Origin of the sequence: Azospirillum sp., from assembly GCF_035627195.1 — a bacterium.
Lineage (GTDB): Bacteria > Pseudomonadota > Alphaproteobacteria > Azospirillales > Azospirillaceae > Azospirillum.
This window is the reverse complement of the sequence record NZ_DASPMG010000198.1, coordinates 1-25,177: the sequence shown is the minus strand read 5'-3', so window position 1 is coordinate 25,177 and position 25,177 is coordinate 1. Positions and strand designations below refer to the sequence as shown.

General features: G+C 69.4%; 22 protein-coding genes. 7 read left to right on the top strand and 15 right to left on the bottom strand.

Annotated features, from left to right (window positions below; all coding sequences use genetic code 11):
* Positions 1-310: 310 nt before the first annotated feature.
* Entirely contained in the window at positions 311-2,593 is a 2,283-nt protein-coding gene (locus tag VED21_RS18420; RefSeq protein ID WP_324884659.1) for a PAS domain S-box protein, read from the bottom strand.
* Positions 2,594-2,789: 196 nt separating this feature from the next.
* Between VED21_RS18420 and VED21_RS18415 the strand changes: the two genes are divergently transcribed.
* Positions 2,790-4,295, top strand: a complete 1,506-nt coding sequence (locus VED21_RS18415; RefSeq protein WP_324884657.1) for an alkaline phosphatase D family protein — start codon at positions 2,790-2,792, stop codon at positions 4,293-4,295.
* A gap of 185 nt (positions 4,296-4,480) precedes the next feature.
* Here VED21_RS18415 and VED21_RS18410 read toward each other — a convergent pair whose 3' ends face one another.
* Positions 4,481-5,833 carry a tetratricopeptide repeat protein gene (locus tag VED21_RS18410; protein WP_324884655.1) on the bottom strand — a complete coding sequence of 451 codons (1,353 nt, stop codon included), beginning with the start codon at positions 5,831-5,833 and terminating at the stop codon, positions 4,481-4,483.
* Positions 5,834-6,385: 552 nt separating this feature from the next.
* Here VED21_RS18410 and VED21_RS18405 point away from each other — a divergent pair.
* Positions 6,386-6,958: a transglycosylase SLT domain-containing protein gene (locus VED21_RS18405; RefSeq protein WP_324884653.1), complete on the top strand. Its 573-nt coding sequence runs from the start codon at positions 6,386-6,388 to the stop codon at positions 6,956-6,958.
* Between the two features lie 57 nt (positions 6,959-7,015).
* A complete protein-coding gene (locus VED21_RS18400) occupies positions 7,016-7,852 on the top strand; it encodes a 23S rRNA (adenine(2030)-N(6))-methyltransferase RlmJ (protein ID WP_324884651.1) in 837 nt (278 codons plus the stop codon).
* A 56-nt stretch (positions 7,853-7,908) separates the two neighbouring features.
* On the opposite strand, the gene VED21_RS18395 is transcribed toward VED21_RS18400, so the two are convergent.
* On the bottom strand, positions 7,909-8,478 hold the full coding sequence (locus VED21_RS18395; protein WP_324884649.1) for a phasin family protein: 570 nt from the start codon (positions 8,476-8,478) through the stop codon (positions 7,909-7,911).
* Between the two features lie 239 nt (positions 8,479-8,717).
* Between VED21_RS18395 and ald the strand changes: the two genes are divergently transcribed.
* Positions 8,718-9,836: an alanine dehydrogenase gene (gene ald, locus VED21_RS18390; RefSeq protein WP_324884647.1), complete on the top strand. Its 1,119-nt coding sequence runs from the start codon at positions 8,718-8,720 to the stop codon at positions 9,834-9,836.
* A 95-nt stretch (positions 9,837-9,931) separates the two neighbouring features.
* On the opposite strand, the gene VED21_RS18385 is transcribed toward ald, so the two are convergent.
* The 7 genes from VED21_RS18385 to mmsB all read right to left on the bottom strand — a co-directional run bounded on the left by VED21_RS18385 (position 9,932) and on the right by mmsB (position 16,542).
* Positions 9,932-10,906 (bottom strand): branched-chain amino acid ABC transporter permease, encoded by a 975-nt coding sequence (locus VED21_RS18385; RefSeq protein ID WP_324884645.1) that lies wholly within the window; start codon positions 10,904-10,906, stop codon positions 9,932-9,934.
* Between the two features lie 4 nt (positions 10,907-10,910).
* A complete protein-coding gene (locus VED21_RS18380) occupies positions 10,911-11,798 on the bottom strand; it encodes a branched-chain amino acid ABC transporter permease (RefSeq protein ID WP_324884643.1) in 888 nt (295 codons plus the stop codon).
* 119 nt (positions 11,799-11,917) lie between these two features.
* Complete coding sequence (locus VED21_RS18375) at positions 11,918-13,129, bottom strand: ABC transporter substrate-binding protein (RefSeq protein WP_324884641.1); 1,212 nt, start codon at positions 13,127-13,129, stop codon at positions 11,918-11,920.
* Positions 13,130-13,210: 81 nt separating this feature from the next.
* Positions 13,211-13,951, bottom strand: coding sequence for an ABC transporter ATP-binding protein (locus VED21_RS18370; protein WP_414638239.1), 741 nt, complete (start codon positions 13,949-13,951; stop codon positions 13,211-13,213).
* Entirely contained in the window at positions 13,944-14,714 is a 771-nt protein-coding gene (locus VED21_RS18365) for an ABC transporter ATP-binding protein (protein WP_324884639.1), read from the bottom strand. Before VED21_RS18365 ends, VED21_RS18370 begins: the two co-directional genes overlap by 8 nt.
* Positions 14,715-15,075: 361 nt before the next feature.
* On the bottom strand, positions 15,076-15,549 hold the full coding sequence (locus VED21_RS18360; protein WP_324884637.1) for a MarR family winged helix-turn-helix transcriptional regulator: 474 nt from the start codon (positions 15,547-15,549) through the stop codon (positions 15,076-15,078).
* Positions 15,550-15,654: 105 nt separating this feature from the next.
* Positions 15,655-16,542 (bottom strand): 3-hydroxyisobutyrate dehydrogenase, encoded by an 888-nt coding sequence (mmsB, locus tag VED21_RS18355; protein ID WP_324884635.1) that lies wholly within the window; start codon positions 16,540-16,542, stop codon positions 15,655-15,657.
* 346 nt (positions 16,543-16,888) lie between these two features.
* Between mmsB and VED21_RS18350 the strand changes: the two genes are divergently transcribed.
* Together VED21_RS18350 and VED21_RS18345 are read left to right on the top strand one after the other, a co-directional pair.
* On the top strand, positions 16,889-17,794 hold the full coding sequence (locus tag VED21_RS18350) for a diacylglycerol/lipid kinase family protein (protein ID WP_324884633.1): 906 nt from the start codon (positions 16,889-16,891) through the stop codon (positions 17,792-17,794).
* Positions 17,795-17,804: 10 nt separating this feature from the next.
* A complete protein-coding gene (locus VED21_RS18345) occupies positions 17,805-18,659 on the top strand; it encodes a metallophosphoesterase (RefSeq protein ID WP_324884631.1) in 855 nt (284 codons plus the stop codon).
* Between the two features lie 63 nt (positions 18,660-18,722).
* Here the strand turns inward: VED21_RS18345 and VED21_RS18340 are convergent, their stop codons facing one another.
* Positions 18,723-19,817, bottom strand: a complete 1,095-nt coding sequence (locus VED21_RS18340) for a TRAP transporter substrate-binding protein (protein WP_324884629.1) — start codon at positions 19,815-19,817, stop codon at positions 18,723-18,725.
* 461 nt (positions 19,818-20,278) lie between these two features.
* Positions 20,279-22,537 carry a DNA topoisomerase IV subunit A gene (gene parC / locus VED21_RS18335; RefSeq protein ID WP_324884627.1) on the bottom strand — a complete coding sequence of 753 codons (2,259 nt, stop codon included), beginning with the start codon at positions 22,535-22,537 and terminating at the stop codon, positions 20,279-20,281.
* Between the two features lie 144 nt (positions 22,538-22,681).
* Between parC and VED21_RS18330 the strand changes: the two genes are divergently transcribed.
* Entirely contained in the window at positions 22,682-23,329 is a 648-nt protein-coding gene (locus VED21_RS18330) for a LysE family translocator (RefSeq protein ID WP_324884625.1), read from the top strand.
* Here the strand turns inward: VED21_RS18330 and VED21_RS18325 are convergent.
* The 3 genes from VED21_RS18325 to recO form a co-directional block, all read right to left on the bottom strand.
* Positions 23,326-23,739 (bottom strand): hypothetical protein, encoded by a 414-nt coding sequence (locus tag VED21_RS18325; RefSeq protein ID WP_324884624.1) that lies wholly within the window; start codon positions 23,737-23,739, stop codon positions 23,326-23,328. The genes VED21_RS18330 and VED21_RS18325 overlap by 4 nt on opposite strands.
* A 23-nt stretch (positions 23,740-23,762) precedes the next feature.
* Entirely contained in the window at positions 23,763-24,674 is a 912-nt protein-coding gene (locus VED21_RS18320) for a zinc dependent phospholipase C family protein (protein WP_324884621.1), read from the bottom strand.
* A gap of 86 nt (positions 24,675-24,760) precedes the next feature.
* A partial coding sequence (gene recO / locus VED21_RS18315; RefSeq protein ID WP_324884619.1) for a DNA repair protein RecO occupies positions 24,761-25,177 on the bottom strand: 417 nt, incomplete at its 5' end.

Below are 25,177 nucleotides of genomic sequence, written 5' to 3'. Positions count from 1 at the left end.
CAGGAGCGGCGGGACTTCGAGGCTGCGGTCGAAACCGACGCCGAGGCCAAGGCGCTGCTCGCCCTGCATCGTCAGCACGTGCAGGAGTTGCACCGCCTCTACGACCCCGTGCTCGAAGAGCCGGTGCCGTCCCGCATGCTGGAAATCCTGCGCGCGAAGAAGTCGCACAACTGACTGCCTGTCCCCAACCATGTTGGGTTTTCGCTTCGCTCAACCCAACCTACGGTTCGCATGTGGGTTGGGTTGAGCGAAGCGAAAACCCAACAGCACGCCACCCTTCAGCAGACATGCCCCCGGCAGACACCCCCGGCTACACCAGCGCCGGCAGCGCGTACTGGTTGCGCCCGTCGGCCTTGGCCCGGTACATCGCCCGGTCGGCGGCGCGCATGACCGACGCGGCGTCGCTGCCGTCCGCGGGGTAGAGGCCGATGCCGACGCTGGCGCCGACGTGGATGGTGCCTACGCGCATCGCCACCGGTTCGTTGATGGCGGCGATCACCTTGCCGGCCACCAGTTCGGCGTCGGCCACGGTCTTCACCTCGCTCAGCACCACCACGAACTCGTCGCCGCCCAGGCGGGCCAGCGTGTCGGCCCGGCGCACCGCCGTTTCCAGCCGCCGGGCGATCACCGTCAGCAGCTCGTCCCCCACCTCGTGCCCATAGCGGTCGTTCACCGGCTTGAACCCGTCGAGGTCCAGCATCAGCACGGCCACCATGCGTCCGTGCCGCGCCGCCAGCGCCAGCGCCCGGTCCAGCCGGTCCATCAGCAGGCGGCGGTTCGGCAGGTCGGTCAGCGCGTCGTAATGGGCAAGGTGGTAGATCCGCTCCTCCGCCCGCTTGCGCTCGGTGATGTCGCGGACCAGCGCCACGACGGCCGGCTGTCCGGCGTGCAGGAAGCGGCGCGCGGCGATCTCCACGGGGATCCGCCGGCCGTCCCTGGCGACGTGCACCCGTTCGAACACGGCGTGGCCGGTGTCGCGCAGCGCGGCGACGACGCGCGGCTCGTCCTTCGCCGACTCAGGGTCGTCGATGTCGGGCGGCGCCCGGCTCAACAGCTCGTCCCGCGTGTAGCCCAGCCGTTCGCAGGCGACGTCGTTCACCTCCACGAAGCGGCCCGGGCCGCCGTCGGGCAGCAGCCGGTTGACCATGATGGCGTCCATGGAGCTGTTGAACAGCAGGCGATATCGCTCCTCGCTCTCGCGCAGGACCTGTTCCTGGCGCAGCCGTTCGGTGATCTCGTGAAAGGCGGCGACGGCGCCGCACACCACGCCGTCGCGGACGATGGGGGCGGCGGCCAGCGCCACCGGCAGCCACGCGCCGTCCTTGCGCAGCAGGTGGTCGACGTGGGTCGTGCACGGCTTGCCCCCGCGCAGCGCCTGCACCACGGCGCAGTCGTCCGCCGGATAGGGCGCGCCGTCCGGCCGGGAATGGTGGAAGGTGGCGTGGGCGTTGCGCCCCTTCAGCTCGTCCTGGCGCCAGCCCAGCATCCGCTCGGCGGCGGGATTGACGTATTCCACCCGGTCATCCAGGTCGACGACGTACACGCCTTCGGTGAGGACCGAGGTGATCTCCTGGAACCGCCGCCGGCTCTCGCGCAGCGCGGCTTCGGCCTCCCGGCGGGCGGTGATGTCCTTCAGCGTGCCGGAGATGCCGGTGGGCAGGCCGCCGTCGCCGGGCAGCAGGGGCCTCGCGCTCATCTCCGTCCAGCGCCAGCCGCCGCCGCGGCTGCGGAAGCGGATCGCGTGGCGGCCGTGCTGCAGCCAGCCGGCGGTCAGCGCGTCGAGGAAGGCCGCCGCCTTCTCGCGGTCGTCCGGGTGCACGTAGTCGAGGAAGCACGCCCCCAGCGCCTCGGCCGCCGGAAAGCCCGTCACCTCCTCCCACGCCGGGTTGAGGAGTTGCCAGTTGCCCTGCCGGTCGGTCTTGAAGACGACGTCGCGCACGTTGTCGAACACCATGCGGAAGCGCCGCTCGCTTTCGCCCAGCGCCCGCTGCGCCTCCAGCCGCTCGCGCTCGTGCTCCAGCAGGGTGCCGAGGAACAGCGTGCCCAGCACGCCGATGGCGACCAGCGACGGCGCGCCCTCGGCCAGGACCCGCCCGATCAGCTCCGGCGTCGGCAGCAGGAAGACGCCGGCGAGGTTGATCGGCCCGATCACGGCGCCGAGGCCCAGCAGGGCCCGCGCCTGCATCCGCCACCCCAGCCGCGCGGCCAGCAGCGCGAAGGCGATGCCGGCCAGCGTGGTCGCCGTGATGCTGGCGATCCCGGCGATGGCGCCCACGCCGCCCTGCCACAGCCGGAACAGCATGGCCATCGCCCCGGCCACGACCGCCGCGGCCCAGTCGCCGAACGGCCCCGCCAGCGCCAGCAGGACGCTGCGCGCGTCCATGTTGATGCCGGGCGCCAGCACGATGGGGTCGGCCATGGACGTCACCGCCGCGGCGCCGAACAGCAACCCCATCGCGCCATGCCGCACGGCGGCGCCCGGCGGCAGGCGGCGGATGAGGTGGATGTAGGCGACCGAGACCACGGCCAGCAGCCCGACGCTGCGCCCCAAGGTCATCAGCAGGTCGACCGATTCGCTCACGAGCCAGTTCATAACGCTTCGCCCGCGGCTGCCACCGGTAAGAAATACGATAACGTATGATACCTACTCCCGATGGTGTTTGACGACTGCCAATGTCGGCGGGCAGCCGCGCGCCGGGGCACCCTCTCTTGCGGGCCCCCTTGCGAGGCCTTTCCCACGACCGCGCATACGTTTAAGGGAAGAACGGTCGAAACAGGGTTGGACAGGAATGGCGCGTACCAGCAGGCCAAACCCCGGCGGGCCGGGCGACGTCGGGCAACCGCGGTTCATCCTCGGCCCCGTGCTGTATTTCCGGGGCGAGCAGGGCGACCGCTGGCGCCTGTCGGCGCTGTTCGTCATCGACGGAATCGCGGAACCGGACGACCTGCGCGTCGACGGCGTCGGCCTGCCGGTGCCGCCGCGGCACGTGGCCGCATGGCGCCGCCGCACGCTCTGGCGCTTCGACTTCGCCGTGCCGCGCGGCGCGCACGACAGCGAGGTCACCTATGGCTTCCCCGACGGCCCCGGCCCCTGGCGCCTGACCGTGCCCGGCCGCGGGCGGCCGCCGCGCATCGCCTACACCTCGTGCAACGGGGTGGAGGACGATGCGGCGCTGACGCGCCACGACACGCCGCGCAACGCGCTGTGGACGCGCCTGCTCGACCACCACCGGCAGGCTCCCTTCCACCTGCTGCTGCAGGGCGGCGACCAGCTCTACGCCGACGGCGTGTGGAAGGAATGCCCGACGCTGGCCGAATGGGCGAAGCGCCCGGCCCCTGCCCGCTATTCCGAGCCCCTCAAGGCCGCCATGGCCGAGGAGGCGATGGCCTACTACTTCACCCGCTACGTCAAGCTCTGGCGGCAGGCGGAGGTGGCGGAGGCGCTGTCGCGCATCCCGTCCGTGATGATGTGGGACGACCACGACGTGTTCGACGGCTGGGGCTCCCTGCCCGACGAGGAGATGCACGCCAAGCCCAACCGCGCCGTCTACATGGTGGCGCGCCGCCACTTCACCCTGTTCCAGCTGGGGGCCGCGCCCGAGTCGCTGCCGGAGTGCGTGTGGGGGACCGACCGCGGCACCTTCACCCAGGGCTTCCGCATCGGCGACCTCGGCATCTTCGCCCCCGACCTGCGCAGCGAGCGCACGGCCGGCCGCATCCTGGCGGAACGGACGTGGGACGCCCTGCCCGGTTGGCTGGAGCGCTTCACCGGCTGCCGGCACCTGCTGCTGATGTCCAGCGTGCCGCTGGTCTTCCCCGACCTGGGCCGCATCGAGCGGCTGATGGAGATGCTGCCCGGCCGGCACGCGCTGTCCGACGACATGCGCGACCAGTGGCGCAGCCACGCCCACACTGTGGAGTGGCGGCGCCTTGTGGAGCTGCTGTCCGGCTTCTCGCTGCGCACCGGCTGCCGCGTCACCGTGCTGTCCGGCGAGGTGCACTTCGCCGCGCGCGGCGTGCTGCGCGGCGGCGGGGCGGAGATCTGGCAGCTCATCTCCTCCGGCATCGTCCACCCGCCGCCCGGCCGGCTGGCCGGGATGGGCATGGAGCGGCTGCTGGCGCGGCGCGAGGCGCCGATCGACGGCTACACGCTGGAGATGCCGCCCTTCGCCGAAACCGGCCGCCGCATGGTCCGCGCCCGCAACTGGCTGTCGCTGGAGTTCGACACCAAGGGCCAGCTCGCCGCCCGCTGGCACGCCGAATCCAACCCGTCCGCGTACGTTCAGATGATTTGAACGGCGGATTATGACTGCCGCAGCGGTAATGTCGTCCCATCGAAAAAATACGTCATGCCCGGCCTTGTGCCGGGCACCCGCGCATTCCGACCAATCCAAGGTACGTGGGTGCCCGGCACAAGGCCGGGCATGACGTATTCATACGGGAAACGAACGGAATCGCGGAAAGGCCGTCAAACAGGCCTTCAATCCCTGCCCAGCACGAACACCAGCCCCGGCACCGGCGCCTGACGCTCGCGCCGCGGCACGCAGTCGTCCATCAGCAGCACCCGCAGCCCGGCCGCCGCCGCGGTGCCTACTATATAATGTGGTGCGTGCGCGTAGCGGCGCGACGGCCCCAGGGCGAAGCCCTCCCCGTCCAGCCGCTCGCCCTCCAGCCGCTCGACCGTCGCCGCGAATCGGCCGCCCGAACGGAGCGCCGCCGCCGCGGCCGTGAACACCGGCGCCAGATCGCCGATGTAGACCAGCACGTCGGCGGCGGTCAGAAGGTCCCACGCGCCGGGTTCCGCCAGCATGGCGCCGACGATGTCGCCCACGGCCAGCGAATCGTACAGGGCGCGGGCGCGCGCCTTCTCCACCATGCGCGGCGACAGGTCGACGCCGGCGAGGTGCGTGGCCATGCCCCGCACCTCCGGCGCCATCAGCCCGGTGCCGCAGCCGAGGTCGAGCACGCGCAGCCCCTCCGGCTCCCCGCCATAGGCCCGGCCGATGGCGGCACGGATCGCCTGCGGTGCGGCGTAGCCCAGCTTGCCCACGAGGTCGGCGTCGAATCGGTCGGCGTAACGGTCGAACAGCGCCCGGACATAGGTATCGGACAAGCCGTCCGCCGCCCCCTCCTCCAGCGCCGCCAGCGAGGCACCGGCGCCTAGCGAATCGTCGGGATCCAGCTCACGCGCCCGCGTCAGGGACACGCGCGCCTTCTCCGGCTCGCGCAGTTCGATCCAGGCGCGGCCGATCCGCAGGTGCAGCGCGGGCTCGTCGCCCTGGCGGCGCAGCAGCGGCTGCAGCAGTTCCACCGCCGCCAGCGCGTCGCCGTTCCCGATGAGCAGGTCCGCCAGTTCGAGCGCCGTATCGGGGTCGCCGGGCGCCAGGAAGGCCGCCTCGCGGTACTCCGCCACCGCCTCGTCCGGCCAGCCGGTGCCTGCCAGCGCCCGCCCCAGGCCCCGGCGAACCGCGGCGGCGTCCGGCCGCTCGGCGGCCAGCGCGCGGAACTCCGTGATCGCCTCCGGTGCGTTCGCGGCCGCCAGCGCCTCCGCGCGCGCCACGCGCCACGTCCAGCGCGGCTCGGCGGCCAGCGCCCGCGCGTAGGCCTCGGCGGCCTCGGCGGCGCGGCCGGTCTCGCTCAGCACGTCGCCCAGCGCGCCAAAGGCATCGGCCGGCGCGCTCTCATGCGCGGCGGCGGCACGGAACGCCGCCTCGGCGCCGGCGAGGTCGCCCGCGTAGAGTCGTTCGAATCCGATGTTGAGCTGATCGTCCCCGCCGGGGTCGTCGCCCGAAGGGCTCGACGGGATGTCATACGAAGGATGGGGCTGCGTCATTCTGTCGCACTAACGAGGGAAGTACATCCCCGGGAGTTTAATGCCGCACCGCCGAATATCGCGCAAGACCCTTGGAAAATTTGTGTCCCTGTGTGTTTCCAGCGACACGGTGCCGCGCCCCGGCGTTGTGCGCCGCAACAAGGACGGGCCGCCGCCCACCCCTCCAACCTTCAGATAATCGGGTTTTTTCTCAAAGGTTTAGAGGCACTCATGCGAAGGCTGTATGACCACCGCTGAAATTGGCGGGATCCGCCCTACGCATCATCCCCTGTGGTATTACCAGGGCGTAATTGGGTTGACGCTGGATCAAATTTTTGAAAATGTTCGGCCGGCGCCCGGATAGGAGGCGCTGACACATTGGTAGGAGGCGGTCGCCGTAAGAGACTCGGCGGCCGGGAATCAAATCCGCGCACAACAATAAGCGCGGTACCCGCGGGCGAGCGGGAACACAGAGGGGGCACCGACATGCGAGTACCCAACGCGCGATTGCGCACGGTCTTTCGAACTTGGTTCGCCGCAGCGGTCGGCATAGCCACGGTAACCCTCGCCGGTGTGTCACCGGCCCTCGCCCAGGACTCCTGCGTCACCAGCGCGGTCGAAGTCGAACGCAAGCTCAACATCCCAAGCGGCCTCCTCGTGGCCATCGCGCTGGTGGAAAGCGGACAGGACGGCGTTCCCCACCCCTACGCGATGTCGGTCAACGGCCGTCCGGTGATGGCGCGCAGCGCCCAGGACGCGGCCCGCCACCTCAAGGACCGCCAGGGCCAGATCCGCAGCAACGTCTACGTCGGCTGCATGCAGCTCTCCCTCTCCCACCACCGCGGACAGTTCAGCCCGGTCGAGCGCATCGCCGACCCGCGCGAGAACGTCGCCTACGCCGGCCGCCTGCTGCTCCGCCTGCACGGCGAAGAAGGCAACTGGAAGTCCGCCGTGGCCCGCTACAACGGCGCCTCCATGCGCCGCGCCCAGGCCTACGTCTGCAAGGTCTGGCAGCACCTCTCCGAACTCGACGGTTCCAGCGCCAAGCTCCTCGAATCGTCCAAGTGCGACGACTCGGATCCGCCGTCGATCGCGCCCAAAACCCGGCGCGTCTTCCGCAACTCCCAGGTCGCGGCTCTCGACTGATCCCATAACCGTCTGGCTTCTGGCGCGGCGCCCGCCGATCGGGTAAACCGCTGCACCATGAACTACCGCCACATCTTCCATGCCGGCAACTTCGCCGACGTGATGAAGCACGCCGTCCTGGCGCTGATCGTCGAGCATCTGCGCGCCAAGCCCGCCCCCGTCTGCGTGCTCGACACGCACGCGGGCATCGGCCGCTACGACCTGACCTCCGATCCCGCCCAGCGCACGCTGGAATACCAGGACGGCATCGCCCGCCTGTTCGGCCACGCGCCGCCGCACCCCGCCCTGGCGCCCTACCTGGACGCCGTCGCGTCGCTGAACCCCGGCGGCGCGTTGCGCTGGTACCCCGGCTCCCCGCGCCTCGCGCGCGCCCTGCTGCGCCCGCAGGACCGGCTGGTGCTGTCCGAACTGCACCCCGACGACGTGCAGGCCCTGCGGCGGGAGTTCGCCGGCGACCGGCAGGTCGCCGTGCACCACCAGGACGCCTACGAGGCGCTGAAGGCCCACACCCCGCCCAAGGAGAAGCGCGGCCTCGTCCTCATCGACCCGCCGTTCGAGGAGCCGGGCGAGTTCGACCGCCTCGTCGCCGGCCTGACGGCGGCGCACCGCCGCTGGCCCACCGGGATCTACGCGATCTGGTATCCCATCAAGGAGCGCCCGGCCGTCTGGCGCTTCCACGACGCGCTGGAGGCCTCCGGCATCCGCCGCATCCTGCGCACCGAACTGACCATCCACCCGGAAGACACGCACCTGCGCCTCAACGGCTGCGGCCTGGCGATCGTCAACCCGCCCTGGCGCCTGGACGAGACGCTGGGCGCGCTGCTGCCCGCCGTGCACGCCGCACTGCCCACCACCGGCGGCGGCGCCCTGGTGGACTGGCTGGTGCCCGAATAAGGACGGTGCAGGGGCCCGCCCGCCGGCCCCTGCCCGTCTAGCCCCAGCCCCAGGCTTCACGCGCGCAGGCGCGTCTGCTTGGCAGCACCCTGGTTGCGCTCGTTCATCCGGCGCACCGCGTCGTTGCCGATCTTGGCCGACAGCTCCGACAGCTTGACGCTGCGGGTCAGCAGCATCTCCACCTCGTCCTTCACGAGCGCACTCTGCGCCCCATAGAAGTCCTGGACGGAGCGGCTGCGCATCATGGCGCCCACGCCCTCGCCGTGGCGCTGCGCCACCTCCTGGGCAAGGCCCAGCCACTCGCGCCACGCCTGCTGGAAGCCGTCCATCAGCACGCTGCCGCACTGGACCATCGCGTCCAGGTTCTGCTGCGCCTGATGGGTGACCTCCTCCTGGGCGTCGGTCGACAGGCCGAACATGCGCTTCAGCTGGTCGCTGCCCTGCTCCGCCGTGCGGGCCGCGGCGCCGGTCAGTTCCCGATTGGTGTCACGGATGGTGTCGGCCGTCTGGTCGGTGATCTGGTTGGTGATCTGGCGTGTGGCGTCGGCGGCCCGGCGGACCGTCGCCTCGGTCGCGCGCTCGGCCGACCGGGCGGCGGCGGCGTTGGTGTCCTTGTCGATGGCCATGGTGGTCTCTCCTGGTGTCCGTTGCGTCCGTGAAGGGCGTTTCCTGGGCGCTTCGCGTTTTTTGGCTGCAGCAACAGACCCCGGCCGCCACAGTTTGCTGCACCTGCGAAATAACCTCACCCACCCCGGCCGCGCGGATTACCCCCACCGAACGCGACACGATGCCCCGGAGCGATGCGAAAGCCCGCCCCGCGCCCTACATCCTGGAGGGACCATTCTTGCTGCGGGAGGCTTCGGCCATGCTCATCGGGGTACCCAGGGAGATCAAGAACCACGAGTACCGGGTCGGCCTGACTCCGGCCTCCGTGCGGGAGATCGTGCACCACGGCCATCAGGTGATCGTCGAGACCTCGGCCGGCCACGAGATCGGGCTGGAGGACGAGCAGTACGCCGCCGCCGGGGCCGAGATCGTGCCCGACGCCGCCACCGTCTTCGCCCGCGCCGACATGGTGGTGAAGGTGAAGGAGCCGCAGCCGGCCGAGTGCCGCATGCTGCGCGAGGGGCAGGTGCTGTTCACCTACCTGCATCTGGCGCCCGACCCCGAGCAGACGCGCCTGCTGCGCGAATCCGGCGCCGTCGCCATCGCGTACGAGACGGTGACCGACGCGCGCGGCGGCCTGCCCCTGCTGGCGCCCATGAGCGAGGTGGCCGGCCGCATGGCCGTGCAGGCCGGCGCCCACTGCCTGGAGAAGGCGCAGGGCGGGCGCGGCGTGCTGCTGGGCGGCGTGCCGGGCGTGCCGGCGGCCAAGGTGGTGGTGCTGGGCGGCGGCGTGGTCGGCACCAACGCGGCGCGCATGGCCATGGGCATGGAGGCCAAGGTCATCGTCATCGACAAGTCGCTGGCCCGCCTCAAGGACCTCGATCTGCAGTTCGGCGCCAAGCTGCAGACGCTCTATTCCACCGTCGACACCATCGAGGAGCACGTGCTGGACGCCGACCTCGTGATCGGCGCCGTGCTGGTGCCGGGGGCCGAGGCGCCGCGGCTGGTGACGCGCGCCATGGTGTCGGGCATGAAGCGGGGTGCCGTGGTGGTCGACGTGGCCATCGACCAGGGCGGCTGCTTCGAGACCTCGCACCCCACCACGCACGCCCAGCCGACCTACGTGGTGGACGGGGTGGTGCATTACTGCGTGGCGAACATGCCGGGCGGCGTGGCGCGCACCTCGACCTTCGCGCTGAACAACGCGACGCTGCCCTTCGTTCTGGACCTCGCCGACCACGGCTACCGCGCGGCCCTGGCCCGCGATCCCCACCTGCGCAACGGGCTGAACGTGCACAACGGCAACGTCACCTGCGCCGCCGTGGCCGAGGCCCAGGACCTGCCCTTCCAGCCGGTGGAGGATGCGTTGCGCCTGTGAGCGGAACGGCATTGGGCTTTCGCTGACGCTCAACCCAACCTACGGCGTGACCGCAGGTTGGGTTGAGGCGCAGCCGAAAACCCAACGTCGCAAGCTTACGCCCGCTTGAGCCCCAGGCGGTGGGCGATCTCGCCGACGATGCCGCGGCGGAACAGCAGCACGCAGACCACGAAGATGGCGCCGATCACCACGGTGACCGGCAGGTTGGTCGCCGCCAGATAGTTCTGCAGCGTCACCACCAGCGCCGCCCCCACGGCCGGGCCGAACAGCGTGCCCATGCCGCCCAGCAGCGTCATCAGCACCACCTCGCCCGACATCTGCCACGTCACGTCGGTCAGCGTCGCCAGCTGGAACACCAGCGCCTTGGTGGCGCCCGCCAGACCGGCCAGCGTGGCGGACAGCACGAAGGCCAGCATCTTGTACTGGTCGGTGCGGTAGCCCAGCGAGATGGCGCGCGGCTCGTTCTCGCGGATCGCCTTCAGCACCTGCCCGAAGGGCGAGTGCACCGTGCGCCAGATGATGGCGAAGCCGAACAGGAAGATCGCCAGCACCGTGTAGTACATCGCCAGCGGGTTCTGCAGGTCGATGAAGCCGAACAGGTGCCCGCGCGGCACCGCCTGGATGCCGTCCTCGCCGCCGGTGAACTTCAGCTGCAAGGCCAGGAAGAAGATCATCTGCGACAGCGCCAGGGTGATCATGGCGAAGTAGATGCCCTGCCGGCGGATGGCGATCAGCCCGAACAGCACGCCGACGACGGCCGCCGACGCGGTGCCCAGCAGGATGGCCAGTTCCGGCGGGAAGCCCCACACCTTGGCGGCGTGCGCGCTGATGTAGGCGGCACTGCCGAAGAACGCCGCGTGCCCGAAGGACAGCAGGCCGGCGAAGCCGATCAGCAGGTTGAAGGCGCAGGCGAACAGCGCGAAGCACAGCACCTTCATCAAGAACACGGGGTACAGCAGGAACGGGCCGGCCAGCAGCGCCGCCAGCGCCACCAGGGCGAAGATGCGGGCGGCGGGCGGTGCGTCGACGCTGACGGCGGCGCGGCGGGCGGTTTGCGTTTCGGTGGCCATGTTCTTACTTCTCCCGTCCGAACAGGCCAGCCGGCTTGATCAGCAGGACAATGGCCATGACGACGAAGATGACGATGTTGGAGGCCTCCGGATAGAAGACCTTGGTCAATCCTTCCAACAGTCCCAGGGCGAAACCGGTCAGGATGGCGCCCATGATCGATCCCATGCCGCCGATCACCACCACGGCGAACACGATGATGATCAGGTTCGATCCCATCAGCGGGTTGACCTGATAGATGGGTGCGGCCAGCACGCCGGCCAGCCCCGCCAGTGCCACGCCGAAGCCGTAGGTCAGCGTGATCATGATCGGCACGTTGATGCCGAACGCCTGCACCAGCACCGGGTTCTCCGTGGCCGCGCGCAGGTAGGCGCCCAGCTTGGTCTTCTCGATGGCGTACCAGGTCAGCAGGCACACCACGATGGACGCCACGACGACCCAGCCGCGGTAGTTGGGCAGGAACATGAATCCCAGGTTCTGGCCGCCCTTCAGCGCGTCGGGAATCGGATAGGGCTGGCCCGACACGCCGTACCAGTGGCGGAACATGCCCTCGACGATGAGCGCCACGCCGAACGTCAGCAGCAGGCCATAGAGGTGGTCCAGCTTGTACAGCCGGCTCAGCAGCGTCTTCTCCAGCACGATGCCGAAGGCGCCGACGATCAGCGGCGCCAGCAGCAGCGACGGCCAGTAGCCGATGCCGAAGGTCTGCAGCAGAAGCCATGCCACGAACGCGCCCAGCATGTACAAGGCGCCGTGCGCGAAGTTGATGACGTTCAGCATGCCGAAGATCACCGCCAGCCCGAGGCTGAGCAGCGCGTAGAACGACCCGTTGATCAGGCCGAGCAAGAGCTGTCCGAACAACGCCTGCGGCGGTATCCCCAGCACCGTAGACATACAGTTACTCCCCCTGTTCTTTCTGCCCCCGACGCCGATCCCCTCCCCCCGGAACGGGGCGGAGGGGACGGGCCGCGGGTTATGCGGCGCGCCGTTGCCCGGCGCTTACACGGCGTCGCTTACTTGGAAAGCGGGCAGCCGCTCTCCTTCGGGTTCTGGAAGGCCTCGTCGCCCGGGATCGTCTTGATGATCTGGTAATAGTCCCAGGGGCCTTTCGAATCGGCCGGCTTCTTCACGCGGGCCAGATACATGTCGTGCACCATGCGGCCGTTCGGCCAGATCTTGCCGTTCTTGGCGAAGCTGTCGTTGACCGGGGTGGCGCGCATCTTCTCGGCCACGGCCGGACCCTCGTCGGTACCGGCGGCCTCGATGGCCTTCAGGTAGTGCCGCACGGCGGAGTAGGTGCCGGCCTGCACCATGGTCGGCATCTTGCCGGTCTTCTCCATGTACTTCTTGGCCCAGCCGCGCGTCTCGTCGTTCAGGTCCCAGTAGTAGCCGGTCGTCAGCTCCAGCCCCTGCGAGACCTGCAGGCCCAGCGCGTGCACGTCGGACAGGAACAGCAGCAGGCCGGCCAGCTTCTGCTTGCCGCTCTGCTGCAGGCCGAATTCGGAGGCCTGCTTGATGGTGTTGATGGTGTCGCCGCCGGCGTTGGCCATGCCGATGATGTCGGCGCCCGAGCCCTGGGCCTGCAGCAGGAAGGACGAGAAGTCGGCCGTGTTCAGCGGATGGCGCACAGCACCCACCACCGTGCCGCCGGCCTTCTTCACCACCGCCGAGGTGTCGGCCTCCAGTTGGTGGCCGAAGGCGTAGTCGGCGGTCAGGAAGAACCACTTCTTGCCGCCCTGCTCCACGATGGTGCGGCCGGTGCCGACGGCCAGCGCGTAGGTGTCGTACGCCCAGTGGAAGGTGTAGGGCGAGCAGGCGTCGCCGGTCAGGCGCGAGGTGGCGGGGCCAAGGGCCAGGAACACCTTCTGCTTGGTCTTGGTCACCTCCTGCACGGCCAGCGCGACGCCGGAGTTCGGCACGTCGACGATGACGTCGACGCCGTCCTGGTCGATCCACTGGCGGGCGACGTTGGAACCGATGTCCGGCTTGTTCTGGTGGTCGGCGACGATGACCTCGATGGTCTTGCCGAGCACCTTGCCGCCCATCTCCTCCGCCGCCATGCGCGCGGCGACGGCCGAACCCTCGCCGCCCAGGTCGGCGTACAGGCCGGACCGGTCGTTGAGGACGCCGATCTTGACCGTATCGCCGGAAATCTTGCCCTGCGCCAGCGCGGTCCCGCTCGTCAGGGCCACCAGCGCAACACCAGCCAGAAAGCGAGCCATCATGTTGTTAACCTCCCCATGTATCCGTTTTGACGGTTTCTGTTCTGTGATCCCGGCGTTCTGTCCGAGTCCCGGGCCGCGCCGCTACACCCCCAGGTATTCGTGGAGCTTGCCCATGTTCTGCTCCAGGGCGTCGTTGGGGATCATGTCCACCACGTGCCCTTCCTCGAACACGTAATGGCGGTCGGCGATGGTGGCGGCGAAGCGGAAGTTCTGCTCGACCAGCAGGATGGTGAAGCCCTTCTGCTTGAGCGCCCGCACGGCGACGCCGATCTGCTCGATGATCACCGGCGCCAAGCCTTCGGTGGGCTCGTCCAGCAGGATCAGGTTGGCGCCGGTGCGCAGGATGCGGGCGATGGCCAGCATCTGCTGCTCGCCGCCCGACAGCCGGGTGCCCTGGGTGGAGCCGCGCCCCTTCAGGTTGGGGAACAGGTCGTAGATCTGCTGGACCGTCATGCCGCCCGGCTTGACCACCGGCGGCAGCATCAGGTTCTCGTCGACCGAGAGCGACGCGAAGATGCCGCGCTCCTCCGGCACGTAGCCGATGCCCAGGCGCGGGATCCTGTGCTGGGCCATGCCGATCAGCTCCTGCCCCTGGAAGCGGATGGAGCCCTGGCGCTTGCCGACGATGCCCATGATGGAGCGCATGGTGGTGGTCTTGCCGGCGCCGTTGCGGCCCAGCAGCGTCACCACCTCGCCCTGGCGCACTTCCAGGCTCACGCCGTGCAGAACGTGGCTCTCGCCATAGAACGCCTGCAGGTCCTTCACCTCCAGCATGGCGCCGGTGGTGGTGGCGCGCGCGTCCGGCATCACGGCGTCAGGCATGTCCGCCTCCCACGGTGGTCGAGCCCATGTAGGCTTCCTTCACTTTCGGATGGCGCGAGACCTCGGAGTACGGCCCCTCCGCCAGGATCTCGCCGCGCGCCAGCACGGTGATGTGGTCGGACAGGTCGGCCACGACCGACAGATTGTGCTCCACCATCAGGACGGTGCGGGTGGCGGCCACGCGGCGGATCAGCTGGGCGATTCGCCCGATGTCCTCGTGGCCCATGCCGGCCAGCGGCTCGTCCAGCAGCAGCATCTCCGGGTCCAGCGCCAGCGTCGTGGCGATCTCCAGCGCCCGCTTGCGCCCGTACGGCAGCTCGGCGGCGGGCAGGCGCGCGTATTCGGCGACGCCCACGTCCTCCAGCAGTTCCATCGCCCGGTCGTTCAGGTTCTCCAGCGAACCCTCCGGCCGCCAGAAGTGGAAGCTGGTGCCGAGCTGGCGCTGCAGTGCCACGCGCACGTTCTCCAGCACGGTCAGGTGCGGGAACACCGCCGAGATCTGGAAAGACCGCACGATTCCCAGTCGCGCCACGTCGGCCGGCTTCATCGTGGTGATGTCCTGCCCGCGGTAGAGGATCTGCCCCTGCGACGGAATCAGGAACTTGGTCAGCAGGTTGAAGACCGTGGTCTTGCCCGCCCCGTTCGGCCCGATCAGCGCGTGGATGGTTCCCTTGCGCACATGCAGATTGACGTCGCGAACCGCGACGAAGCCGCGGAATTCCTTGGTCAATCCGCGCGTTTCCAGGATGACGTCCTGCGTCATCGTCCTCCCCTGTCCTGCGGTGGCACTCGCCCGACGGCGGCGGCCTTCTAGTTCTTCCAAGAGGTTACCGAACCGCTGATGATCCGCAAGAGGTTCCTTCAGCAACGAAGTGATTTGTCGGGCAAATCATCGCATCTGCACACCGAACGGGCAGCCGAAGGGGCGCGCGGGCCATGGGGCCGGCGTCGTCCTGAATGAAATTGCGTTTCGAGTCGGAGAATCGGCGGCCGCCCTAGGGGGGTGGGGCGGCCGTGGTCGGGGAGCGCCGGGCGCGGGGCGCGGAAGGAAGAGCCCGCGCGCTCTCACCGCGCAGCGGGCACGCTCCCCGGAACGGGAGACCGGTAAAGAGCCGTGCGGCCGCTCAGGCGGCCGAGGTCAGCGGAAAGCCGCTGTAGTCGAGCGAGGCCGACCAGAAACGCTCCAGCTTGCGCAGGGTCTCGTTGGTCTTGACCAGCTCTTCGTCCGAGAAGCCGGCCTTCTCCAGCGCCTGGAGGTGGCGCTCGAACATGCGGCTGATCTTTTCGCGCAGGTCCAGGCCCTTCTCCGACAGGCGGACGCGGACCGAACGGCGGTCGTGCGGCGAACGCTCCTGCCCCAGATAGCCGTTCTCAACCATCTTCTTCACGTTGTAGGAGACGTTCGAGCCGAGATAGTAGCCGCGCGCGGTCAGCTCGCCGACCGTCATCTCATCCTCGCCGATGTTGTAGAGGATGAGGCTCTGAACGTTGTTTATATCCTGGATGCCGAGCCGGTCGAGCTCGGTCTTGAGCACCTCGAGAAAGTGGCGGTGGAGCCTTTCGATCAAGAGGATGCTCTCGTAGTAGGGTTTGCGCACCGCGGTCTCCTTTGGCTCATACCTGAACGCTGGTACCTGAACGCTGGTACCAAATCGCGGGCCCGCAACGGGGCCGTCACACACAGCTAACAACACGTTAACCGATCATTCGCCCGCAATCATCTTAATAATCGCGGAAAAGTCCATACCGGATCGTCCCGAATTGCAGAAAAGCGCATACATCGCGGCGGCTTCCGCGCCCATCGGCGTCGCCGCACCGCTCTGCATCGCCGCCATCTGCGCCAGACGCAAGTCCTTGAGCATCAAGCCGGCCGCGAATCCACCCTCGTAGGCGCGATTCGCCGGGGAACCGGGCACCGGTCCCGGCACCGGGCAGTAGGTGGTCAGCGCCCAGCATTGCCCCGACGACTTGGACGCGATGTCGAACAACTTCTGCGCGTCAAGTCCAAGCGCCTGGGCCAGCACGAAGGCTTCCGACACGCCGATCATGGTGATGCCGGCGATCATGTTGTTGCAGATCTTGGCCGCCTGCCCCGTTCCGCTCGGCCCCGCGTGGATCACGGCGCGGCCCATGGCCGACAGCACGGGCTCGGCGCGGGCGAAGGCCGCCGCCTCGCCGCCCACCATGAAGGTCAGCGTCGCCGCCTCCGCCCCGATGGTGCCGCCGGACACCGGCGCGTCGATCATGTCGTAGCCCGCTTCCCGCGCCCGCGCCGCCATGGCGCGCGCCGTCTCCACGTCGATGGTGGAGCAGTCGACGAGCAGCGCGTCCGGCCGCGCCGCGCCGATCAGGCCGCCTGCGCCGGCGTAGATCTCCCGCACCTCGCGCCCGGTGGGCAGCATGGTGATCACCACGTCCGCGCCGGCCGCCGCCTGCGCCGCGCTGTCCGCGGCCTCCGCCCCCGCCGCGCGCGCCTTGTCCAGGCATGCCGCGGCCACGTCGAAGCCGATCACCCGGTGCCCGGCCTTGAGCAGGTTGAGCGCCATGGGCAGGCCCATGTTGCCCAGGCCGATGAACGCCACCGTCGCCATCTCCGTCCTCCCCGTCCCGTTTGCTTCGCCCCGTTCACTCCAGCAGGGCGGTTTTTGAGACAAGTCCCGCGAGGATTTTCCGTCATTAACGGTCGATCGCCCGGAAAGTGCCCGCCGCCGGCCGGTTTTTCGCAGGTCAACGCCGCCGTCCGCCCGCCCTCCGCAGTGACGCGGCGCTGTAACATTCGAATATCCATACATCATGAAATTCAGTCTACAAATGAATATCCGGTCACCGGTCGAAGGCTCCGCCCCGATTGCTCCGGCCGGGCGGAACACCTCCCCTCTTTTCCCGTTCCGCCGCACGAGCCATGCTGAGACAGAGCCGCAACGGGGGTCCCCTGCGATGAAGGTCGCCGTCGTTCTCAACCAGTCCGCCGGCACCCTGCTGGGCCTTCCGCTCGACGAGGCGGTGCGGACGATCGAGTCCGCCTTCCGCCAGACCGGCGCCGAGGTGGAGGTGCACAGCGCCAAAGCGGAGGGCTGCGCCGACGCCATCCGCAACGCCGCGTCGTCGGACGCCGGCACCGTGGTGGTCGGCGGCGGCGACGGCACGATCCTGAGCGCCGTCAACGCCGTGATGCCGACCGGCAAGACGCTGGGCGTGCTGCCGCTGGGCACCATGAACCTGCTGGCCCGCGACCTCGGCACCCCGCTGGAGCTGGAGGCGGCCGTGCACGCCGTGGCGCAGGGCAACGTGCGCCCCATGGACGTGGCCGAGGTGAACGGCGAGGTCTTCCTCAACGCCTCCATCCTCGGCTTCTACCCGCGAGTCGTGCAGGAGCGCGAGGAGCAGCGCCGCCGCCACGGCCTGCGCAAATGGCCGGCCATGGCGCTGGCCCTGGTCAAGGCGGTGCACGACTTCCCGCTGCTCGACGTGCACCTCGACTTCGGCGAGGGGCCGCGGCGCGTGCGCACGCCGGTGCTGGCGGTGTCCAACAATCCCTACGACGAGGGCTGGGGGCCGGTGGTGCGGCGCGCCGCGCTCGACTCCGGCACGCTCGGCATCTACGTGGCGCGCCACCGCAGCAAGTGGGGGCTGGTCCGCCTGCTGGCCGGCATGGCGCTGGGAACGTGGCACCAGGACGAGGAGTTGGAGACGCTGCAGGCGACCACGCTGACCGTCTACAGCCGGCGCCGGCGGCTGCGCGTCGCCAACGACGGGGAGGTGCGCCGCCTCACCCCGCCGCTGGTCTACCGGATCCGCCCGAAGGCGCTCAACGTGCTCTATCCGCACGCCCCCGGGTCATGAGGACGCCTCCTTGAGGACGCTGGCCCACATCTCCGACCTGCATTTCGGCCGCATCGATCCGCGGGTCGTGGAGGGGCTGCTGGCCGACCTGATGGCGCACCGGCCCGACCTGGTGATCATCTCCGGCGACTTGGTGCAGCGGGCCCGGCGCAGCATGTTCCGGGAGGCGCGGGCGTTCCTGGAGCGCCTGCCCTTTCCCTATCTGGTGGTGCCCGGCAACCACGACATCCCGGTCTTCAACGTCGTGCGCCGCTTCCTTCTCGACCCGTTCCGCTACTACAAGCGCTACATCAGCCGCGACCTCAGCCCGCTGCACGTCGATTCGGAAATCGCCGTGCTGGGGCTGAACACCGCGCGCTCGGTCATCCTCGACTTCTCGCACGGGCGCATCAACCGCGCCCAGATCGCCCGCATCCGCGAGGTGTTCGACGACCTGCCGCCGCACGTCTTCAAGATCGTCTTCACCCACCACCCGTTCCTGCCGCCGCCCGACGCGCCGTGGACGCGGCTGGTCGACCGCCACAAGCTGGCGCTCCCGGCGCTGGAGGCGTGCGGCGTCGACCTGCTGCTGGCCGGCCACCTGCACCGCGCCTATTCCGGCGAGCTGGCGACCTTCCACACCCAGGTGGCGCGCTCCATCCTGGTGGCCCAGGCGTCCACCGCCACCTCCACCCGGCTGCGCAACGAGGCGAACGCCTACAACATCATCACGGTGGCCATGCCGGAGCTGACGCTGGAGGTGCGTTCCTGGACCGGCGAGGCGTTCGGGCGCGGCCCGCTCAGCACCTACCGCAAGGACGGGCACCGCTGGTTGCTGCAAGAGCGAGACATCGGCGAGTTTGCGCCGACAGACACGACTGCATGACGCCAAAAAAGAAAAAGCCCCGCTTGCGCGGGGCTTTTCCGTTCCGGCCGAAGCGGAAGCCGCTTACGACTTCTTCGGCGGCGGGGCCGAATAGACGAACTGGTCGAAGCTGTACTCGGCGACGCGGAACCACAGGTACTCCTCGTCGCGGAACTTGCGCCACGCCTCGTAGACCTTCTTGAAGCGCTCGTTGGTCTTCGCCTCTTCCTCGTAGGTGTCGAAGGCCGCCTGATAGCAGGCCTGCATCACGTCGCGCGGGAACGGCTTCAGCTGCGTGCCGGCGCCCACGAGACGCTTCAGCGCGTCCATGTTCTGCACGTCGTACTTGCCGAGCATCGAGGTGTTGGCGTAGGCGCAGGCCTGGTCGAGGATCGACTTGTAGGCCTTCGGCAGCTTCTCGTACTCGCCCTGGTTCACCAGCAGCGACACCTGCGGCCCGCCTTCCCACCAGCCCGGATAGTAGTAGTACTTGGCGACCTTGTTGAAGCCCAGCTTCTCGTCGTCGTACGGGCCGACCCACTCGGCCGCGTCGATGGTGCCCTTCTCCAGGGACGGGTAGATGTCGCCGCCGGCGATCTGTTGCGGCACCACGCCCAGCTTGGAGATGACCTTGCCGGCGTAGCCGCCGATGCGGAACTTCAGGCCCTTCAGGTCATCGACGGTCTTGATCTCCTTACGGAACCAGCCGCCCATCTGCGTGCCCGTGTTGCCGGCCGGGAACTGCACGATGTTGTAGTTCTTGAACACCTCGCGCATCAGCTCGAGGCCGCCGCCGTGCGTCATCCACGCCATCTGCTGGCGGGCGTTCAGGCCGAACGGCATCGACGCGTCGAAGCCCAGCGTCGCGTCCTTGCCGACGTAGTAGTAGGACACCGTGTGGCCGCACTGCACCGTGCCGTTCTGCACGGCGTCCAGCACCTGCAGGCCCGGGACGATCTCGCCGCCGGCGAAGACGCGGATCTGGAACTTGCCGTCGGTCGCCTCGGACACCATCTTCGCGACCGTCTCGGCGGCGCCGAAGATGGTGTCCAGGCTCTTCGGGAAGCTGGAAGCGCAACGCCACTGGATTTCCGGCGCGCTCTGCGCGATCGCCGGCGCGGCGATGGTGCTGGCGGCGGCGCCGACGCCAGCGGTGGCGAGGAATTGACGACGCTTCATGAAGGAGACTCCCTGGTTGTCGCTTGTCGCGCGAGTTTTATGGCGCCCGGCCGTCACCAGCCCGCGACGGGCTGGCGGCGGGGCGACCGGCAAAGTGCGGATGCAATGGAGGCCGTGGAGCGTGGTGCCACGGACCGTGGCGCGGGCGTCGATTCGACCGGCCCGCACGGAACCCGAAAGGTCACGCCTGTCCTCCCCCGATTTGTCGCCCCGGTTGCGTCGGCGGCGGAAAAGCCGACCGCGCCCGGCGTCTTTGCAGGACGCAACTATGCCGGAAACGCATGGGTGGTATCAAGCCCAAGCATCCGCTGGTCATACCAAATCGGGAGAATTTCACACCGGACCGCTTCCCACGAAGGAAGCCGCAGGTCGGGTTGAGCGCCAGCGAAAACCCAACGCGCCCGGCATCGCGGACACGTTGGGTTTTCACCTGCGGCTCAACCCAACCTACATAGCGCCCCTCACGAAAACTTGTTGTTCTTCGGGAAGCCGTTGGGCGGCAGGTGGCCGACGCCGGCGCGGCTGGCCAGCCAGTTCTTGATGTTGGTCTCGACGCGCACCCGGTCGCCCAGGTTCCACGACAGGCCGTCGGCCAGCGTGAAGGTCTTCACGTCGGACAGGCTTCCGTCCTTGTACTTCTGCAGCTGCACGCCCTTGCCGCGCGCCAGCACCGGCAGCTCGAACAGCGGGAAGACCAGCAGCTTGCGGTTGTTGCCGATGACGGCGACGTGGTCGCCCTCCACCGGCACGCAGACGCGCGCCGCCTTGCCGTCCTCCAGGTTCAGCACCTGCTTGCCGGCGCGGGTCTGCGCCAGCACCTCGTTCTCCTCCACCTGGAAGCCGCGGCCGTCCTCCGACGCGACGATCAGCTTGCGGTCGCCCTGGTGCTTGAACAGCTCGACGATGTCGGCGTCGTTGCCCAGGTCGATCATCAGGCGCACCGGCTCGCCGAAGCCGCGGCCGCGCGGCAGCTTGTCGGCGGCCAGCGTGAAGAACTTGCCGTTGCTGCCGAAGACCAGGATCTTGTCGGTGGTCTCGCAGCGCACGGCGAAGCGGTGCCGGTCGCCTTCCTTGTACTTCACCTCGGCGATGCCGGCGTCGTCCAGGTGGCCGCGCACGGCGCGGATCCAGCCCTTCTCCGAGCACAGGACGGTCAGCGGCTCGCGCTCCACCATGGCGTCCAGCGGCACCTCGATGGCGGCGGGGGCGTCGGCCACCTCGGTCCGGCGGTCGTCGCCGAATCGCTTGCGGGTGTCGTCCGTCTCCTTGCCGATGCGCTTCCAGCGCAGGGACTCGTCGCCCAGCAGCTCGACCAGCTCCGCCCGCTCGGCCGTCAGCCCGTCGTGCTCCTTGCGGATCTCCATCTCCTCCAGCTTGCGCAGGTTGCGCAGGCGCATGTTGAGGATGGCGTCCGCCTGCACTTCGGTCAGCTCGAAGGCACGCATCAGCTCCTGCTTGGGCTCGTCCTCCTCGCGGATGATGCGGATCACCTCGTCCAGGTTCAGGTAGGCGATCAGGTAGCCGCCCAGGATCTCCAACCGGTGGTCGATCTGCCGCAGCCGGTTGTTGGAGCGGCGGACCAGCACCTCGTGCCGGTGGTCCAGGAAGGCGTCCAGCACCTCGAACAGGTTCATCACGCGCGGGACGTTGTCCTTGTCCAGCACGTTCATGTTCATCGCGAAGCGGATCTCCAGGTCGGTGGCCTGGAACAGCGAGGCCATCAGGACCTCGGGATCCACGTTGCGGCTCTTGGGCACCAGCACGAGGCGGATGTCCTCCGCCGATTCGTCGCGCACGTCCTCCAGCAGGATCAGTTTGCGGGCCGTCAGCAGCTCGGCGATCTTCTCGACCAGCCGCGCCTTCTGCACCTGGTAGGGGATCTCGGTGACGACGATCTGCCAGGTGCCCTGCCCCAGCGGCTCCTTGTGCCACCGGGCGCGCAGCCGGAAGGAGCCGCGTCCGGTGCGGTAGGTCTCCACCACGCTGGCGCGCGGCTCGACCAGCACGCCGCCCGTGGGGAAGTCCGGGCCGGACATCAGCGAGACGAGGTCCTCGATGCGCGGCTCCGCCGGGCGTTCCTTGCCGGCGGCCAGCGCCTTCACCGTGTCCTGCTTGTGCTTCAGGACGAGGCGCAGCGCGTTGCAGATCTCGCCCACGTTGTGCGGCGGGATGTTCGTCGCCATGCCGACCGCGATGCCGCTGGACCCGTTGGCCAGCAGGTTGGGGAAGTTGGCCGGCAGGACCGCCGGCTCCTCCCCGTCGCCGTCGTAGGTGGCGCGGAAGTCGACCGCGTCCTCGTCGATGCCTTCCAGCAGCGCCTTGGCGACCTCGGTCAGGCGCGCCTCGGTGTATCGCATGGCCGCGGCGTTGTCGCCGTCGACGTTGCCGAAGTTGCCCTGGCCGTCGATGAGGCGGTAGCGCACCGCGAAGTCCTGCGCCAGCCGGACCAGCGCGTCGTACACCGCCGTGTCGCCGTGCGGGTGGTACTTACCGATCACGTCGCCGACCACGCGCGCCGACTTCTTGGGCGGCGTGTCGGGGTTCAGGCGCAGCTCGCTCATGGCGTAGAGCAGCCGGCGGTGCACCGGCTTCAGCCCGTCGCGCACGTCGGGCAGCGACCGCGCCATGATGGTGGAGAGCGCATAGCTCAGGTAACGCTCGCCAAGCGCCTCGGCGAGCGGCTTGTCCAGGATCTCGGATGCCGGCACGGGTGTCTTCATGGCCGCACCCTAGCCAGATCCGGGGCGAAAATCCAGCGCAACGTGTTCTCTATATGTTCTATTTCAGGGCGGCGGAACGGGTGACAGGCGCAGCGGTCCGTCGTACCATCCGCCCCTCTCCCCGACGCCCCCCAGGAGCCCGCCATGGACGCCCCAGCGGACGCAGTCTTCGCTTTCCTCAGCATCCTGGCGGCGCTCGCCGTCGGCGCCGCCAGCCCGGGGCCGAGTTTCGTGGTGGTGGCGCGCACGGCCATCGCCGTGTCGCGGCGCAACGGCGTGGCGGCGGCGCTGGGCATGGGGTTCGGCGGCGTGGTCTTCGCGGCGCTGGCGCTGCTGGGCCTGCACGCCGCGCTGGCGCAGGTCGGCTGGCTCTATCTGGCGCTGAAGCTGGCCGGCGGGGCGTACCTGCTGTACCTCGCCTACCGGCTCTGGCAGGGGGCGGCGCAGCCGATCGTGGTCGCCGAATCCGGGGAACGCGCGGCGGGCGGCTTCGGCCGCTCCCTGCTGTTCGGGCTGGCCACGCAGCTCAGCAACCCGAAGACCGCCATCGTCTACGGCAGCATCTTCGCCGCATTGCTGCCGGAGCATCCGCCGCTGTGGGTTGTCCTGGCGCTGCCGCCGCTGGTCTTCCTGATCGAGGCCGGGTGGTACACGGTGGTGGCGGTGGCCTTCTCCGCCGACCGCCCGCGCGCCGCGTACCTTCGCTCCAAGACGTGGATCGACCGCCTCGCCGGCGCCGTCATGGGCGCGCTGGGCGCCCGCCTCGTGACCGAGGCGGTGCCGCCGGGTTAGGGCTTCGCCGGCGGCTTGGCGCAGACCTGGGCCAGGTCGAGCGCGAAGGCGCACGGGCGCGGCTGCTCCACACCGTTCCAGTCCATGGGGCCGGTGCAGCCGGCGTCCTCGTACAGCGCCCGGTCGCCGGCGCACAGCAGCACGGCCGAGTGCTGGCCGTCGCGCCGCGCGTCCAGCGTGTAGCGGTCGGAGTTGCGGTAGGGGGCCAGCAGCGTCGTGTCGTTCTTCGTCGCGTACTCGATGAGCGGCATGCCGGTGAGATCGGCCACACCGGGATCGTAGCGCACCGCCCCATCCACCGCGCTGGCGATGTAGCGTAGCGGGTTGCCGAGCGCGGCGAGATCGTCCGCCCAGGCAACCGGCGCGGCCAGAACGGTGATCAGCAGGGCGGCGGCGATCCGATGGCGCATGGCAGGACTCCTCAGACGGTGGCTCAGGCGATGGCGGGTTCGGTCCAGAACACGTAGGCGCCGTCGAGGCGCCCGGTGTCCAAATTGGCGTCGACGATGGCGTCGAGCGCCGCCGGGTCGTCGTAGACGCCCTGCGCCACCGCCTCCCACCAGCGCCCGACGTTGCCGATGGCCCAGTCGAACACCGCGTCGTAGCCCTGCCGTCCGTACGGCGTGTCGAGGTCGTCGATGTAGCTGCGGTTCAGGTCTTTCAGCGCCGGGTAGAACACGGCGTGGCCGTCCAGCAGGTGGCGGGCGAAGGGAACGTAGCGGATGGCGCTGTCCACCACGTCGACGATCCGGGTGTACCCCTGGTGCCAGAGCGCCACGTTCGGCGGGCTCTGCGCGTACAGGTCTGGGTGCGTGTCGGCCAGCGCCCCTTCGAACACCTCGGTGACGGCGTCCATGTGGCCGCTGTCGTCGCACCACGCGATGCCCGTGCGAACGAACGCCGCCGGGCCGAGGCCGCCCAGGTTGACCCGCTGGAAGACGTGGACGTCCTGGTGCATCTCGCAGTCCCGGTGCGCCGTCTCGTTGCCCTGGTACGGGCCGACGCGCCGCTCCACCACCGGGTGGATCGACAGGTCCAGCGCCACGTGCGAGGTGTAGCCCAGCAGCCACGCCAGCGCCGCCGGCCGCCGGGCGGGGGCGAGATCGCGCACGCGCCGCGCCGCCGCGCGGATCACCCCGCCGGTGCGCACGTAATGCATGCGGTCGGCCCAGTCCTTCGAGCTGCCGATCGGCGCCAGATAGGGATAGTCGGGGCTCACCGCACCCAGCTCGCAGAAGCGCAGGTTCTGCGCCACGGCGAATTTGGCCCCGCCGGGCATGTCCAGCTCGTCCAGCCGGCTGCGCAGTTCGCCGATCGCCGTCAGGTGCGCGAATCCACCGGGCATCGCCCCCTCCCTCGCCGAAAGAACGAGGGCACGCTAGCGAATCCAGTCCCGGTTGTCACGGCCGGCGCACGTACGCGCGCCAGGGGTTACGCCGCGCGCCCCAGCCGATCCGCCAGCCGCACGCGGGCCGGCGGCAGCGGCGCGTTCAGCACGTGCCGCTCCAGGAAGAAGGCGGTCAGGCGCAGCCCCTCCGCCACCTCCTCCCGGCCGCCGAACCCGCGCCCGATCAGGAAGCCCGGCAGCGGCAGCAGCCGGTCGCGGAACGGTTCGCCCACCGCCGCCGACACGGCGCGCCCGGTGCGCGGGCTGACGAAGGCCAGATAGTCGTTGCTGCCCGTCACCGCGCACCGGTCGAGGTCCAACCCGAACCCCAGCTCGCCCAGCAGCCCGACCTCCCAGCGCACGTAGGCCTCCGGCCAGGCTGGTGCCGTGTCCAGCACGTCCAGCAGCGCCAGCAGCCCGTCGAACAGCGCCGGGTGCGGCTCGCGCTCGGGCAGCGCCGC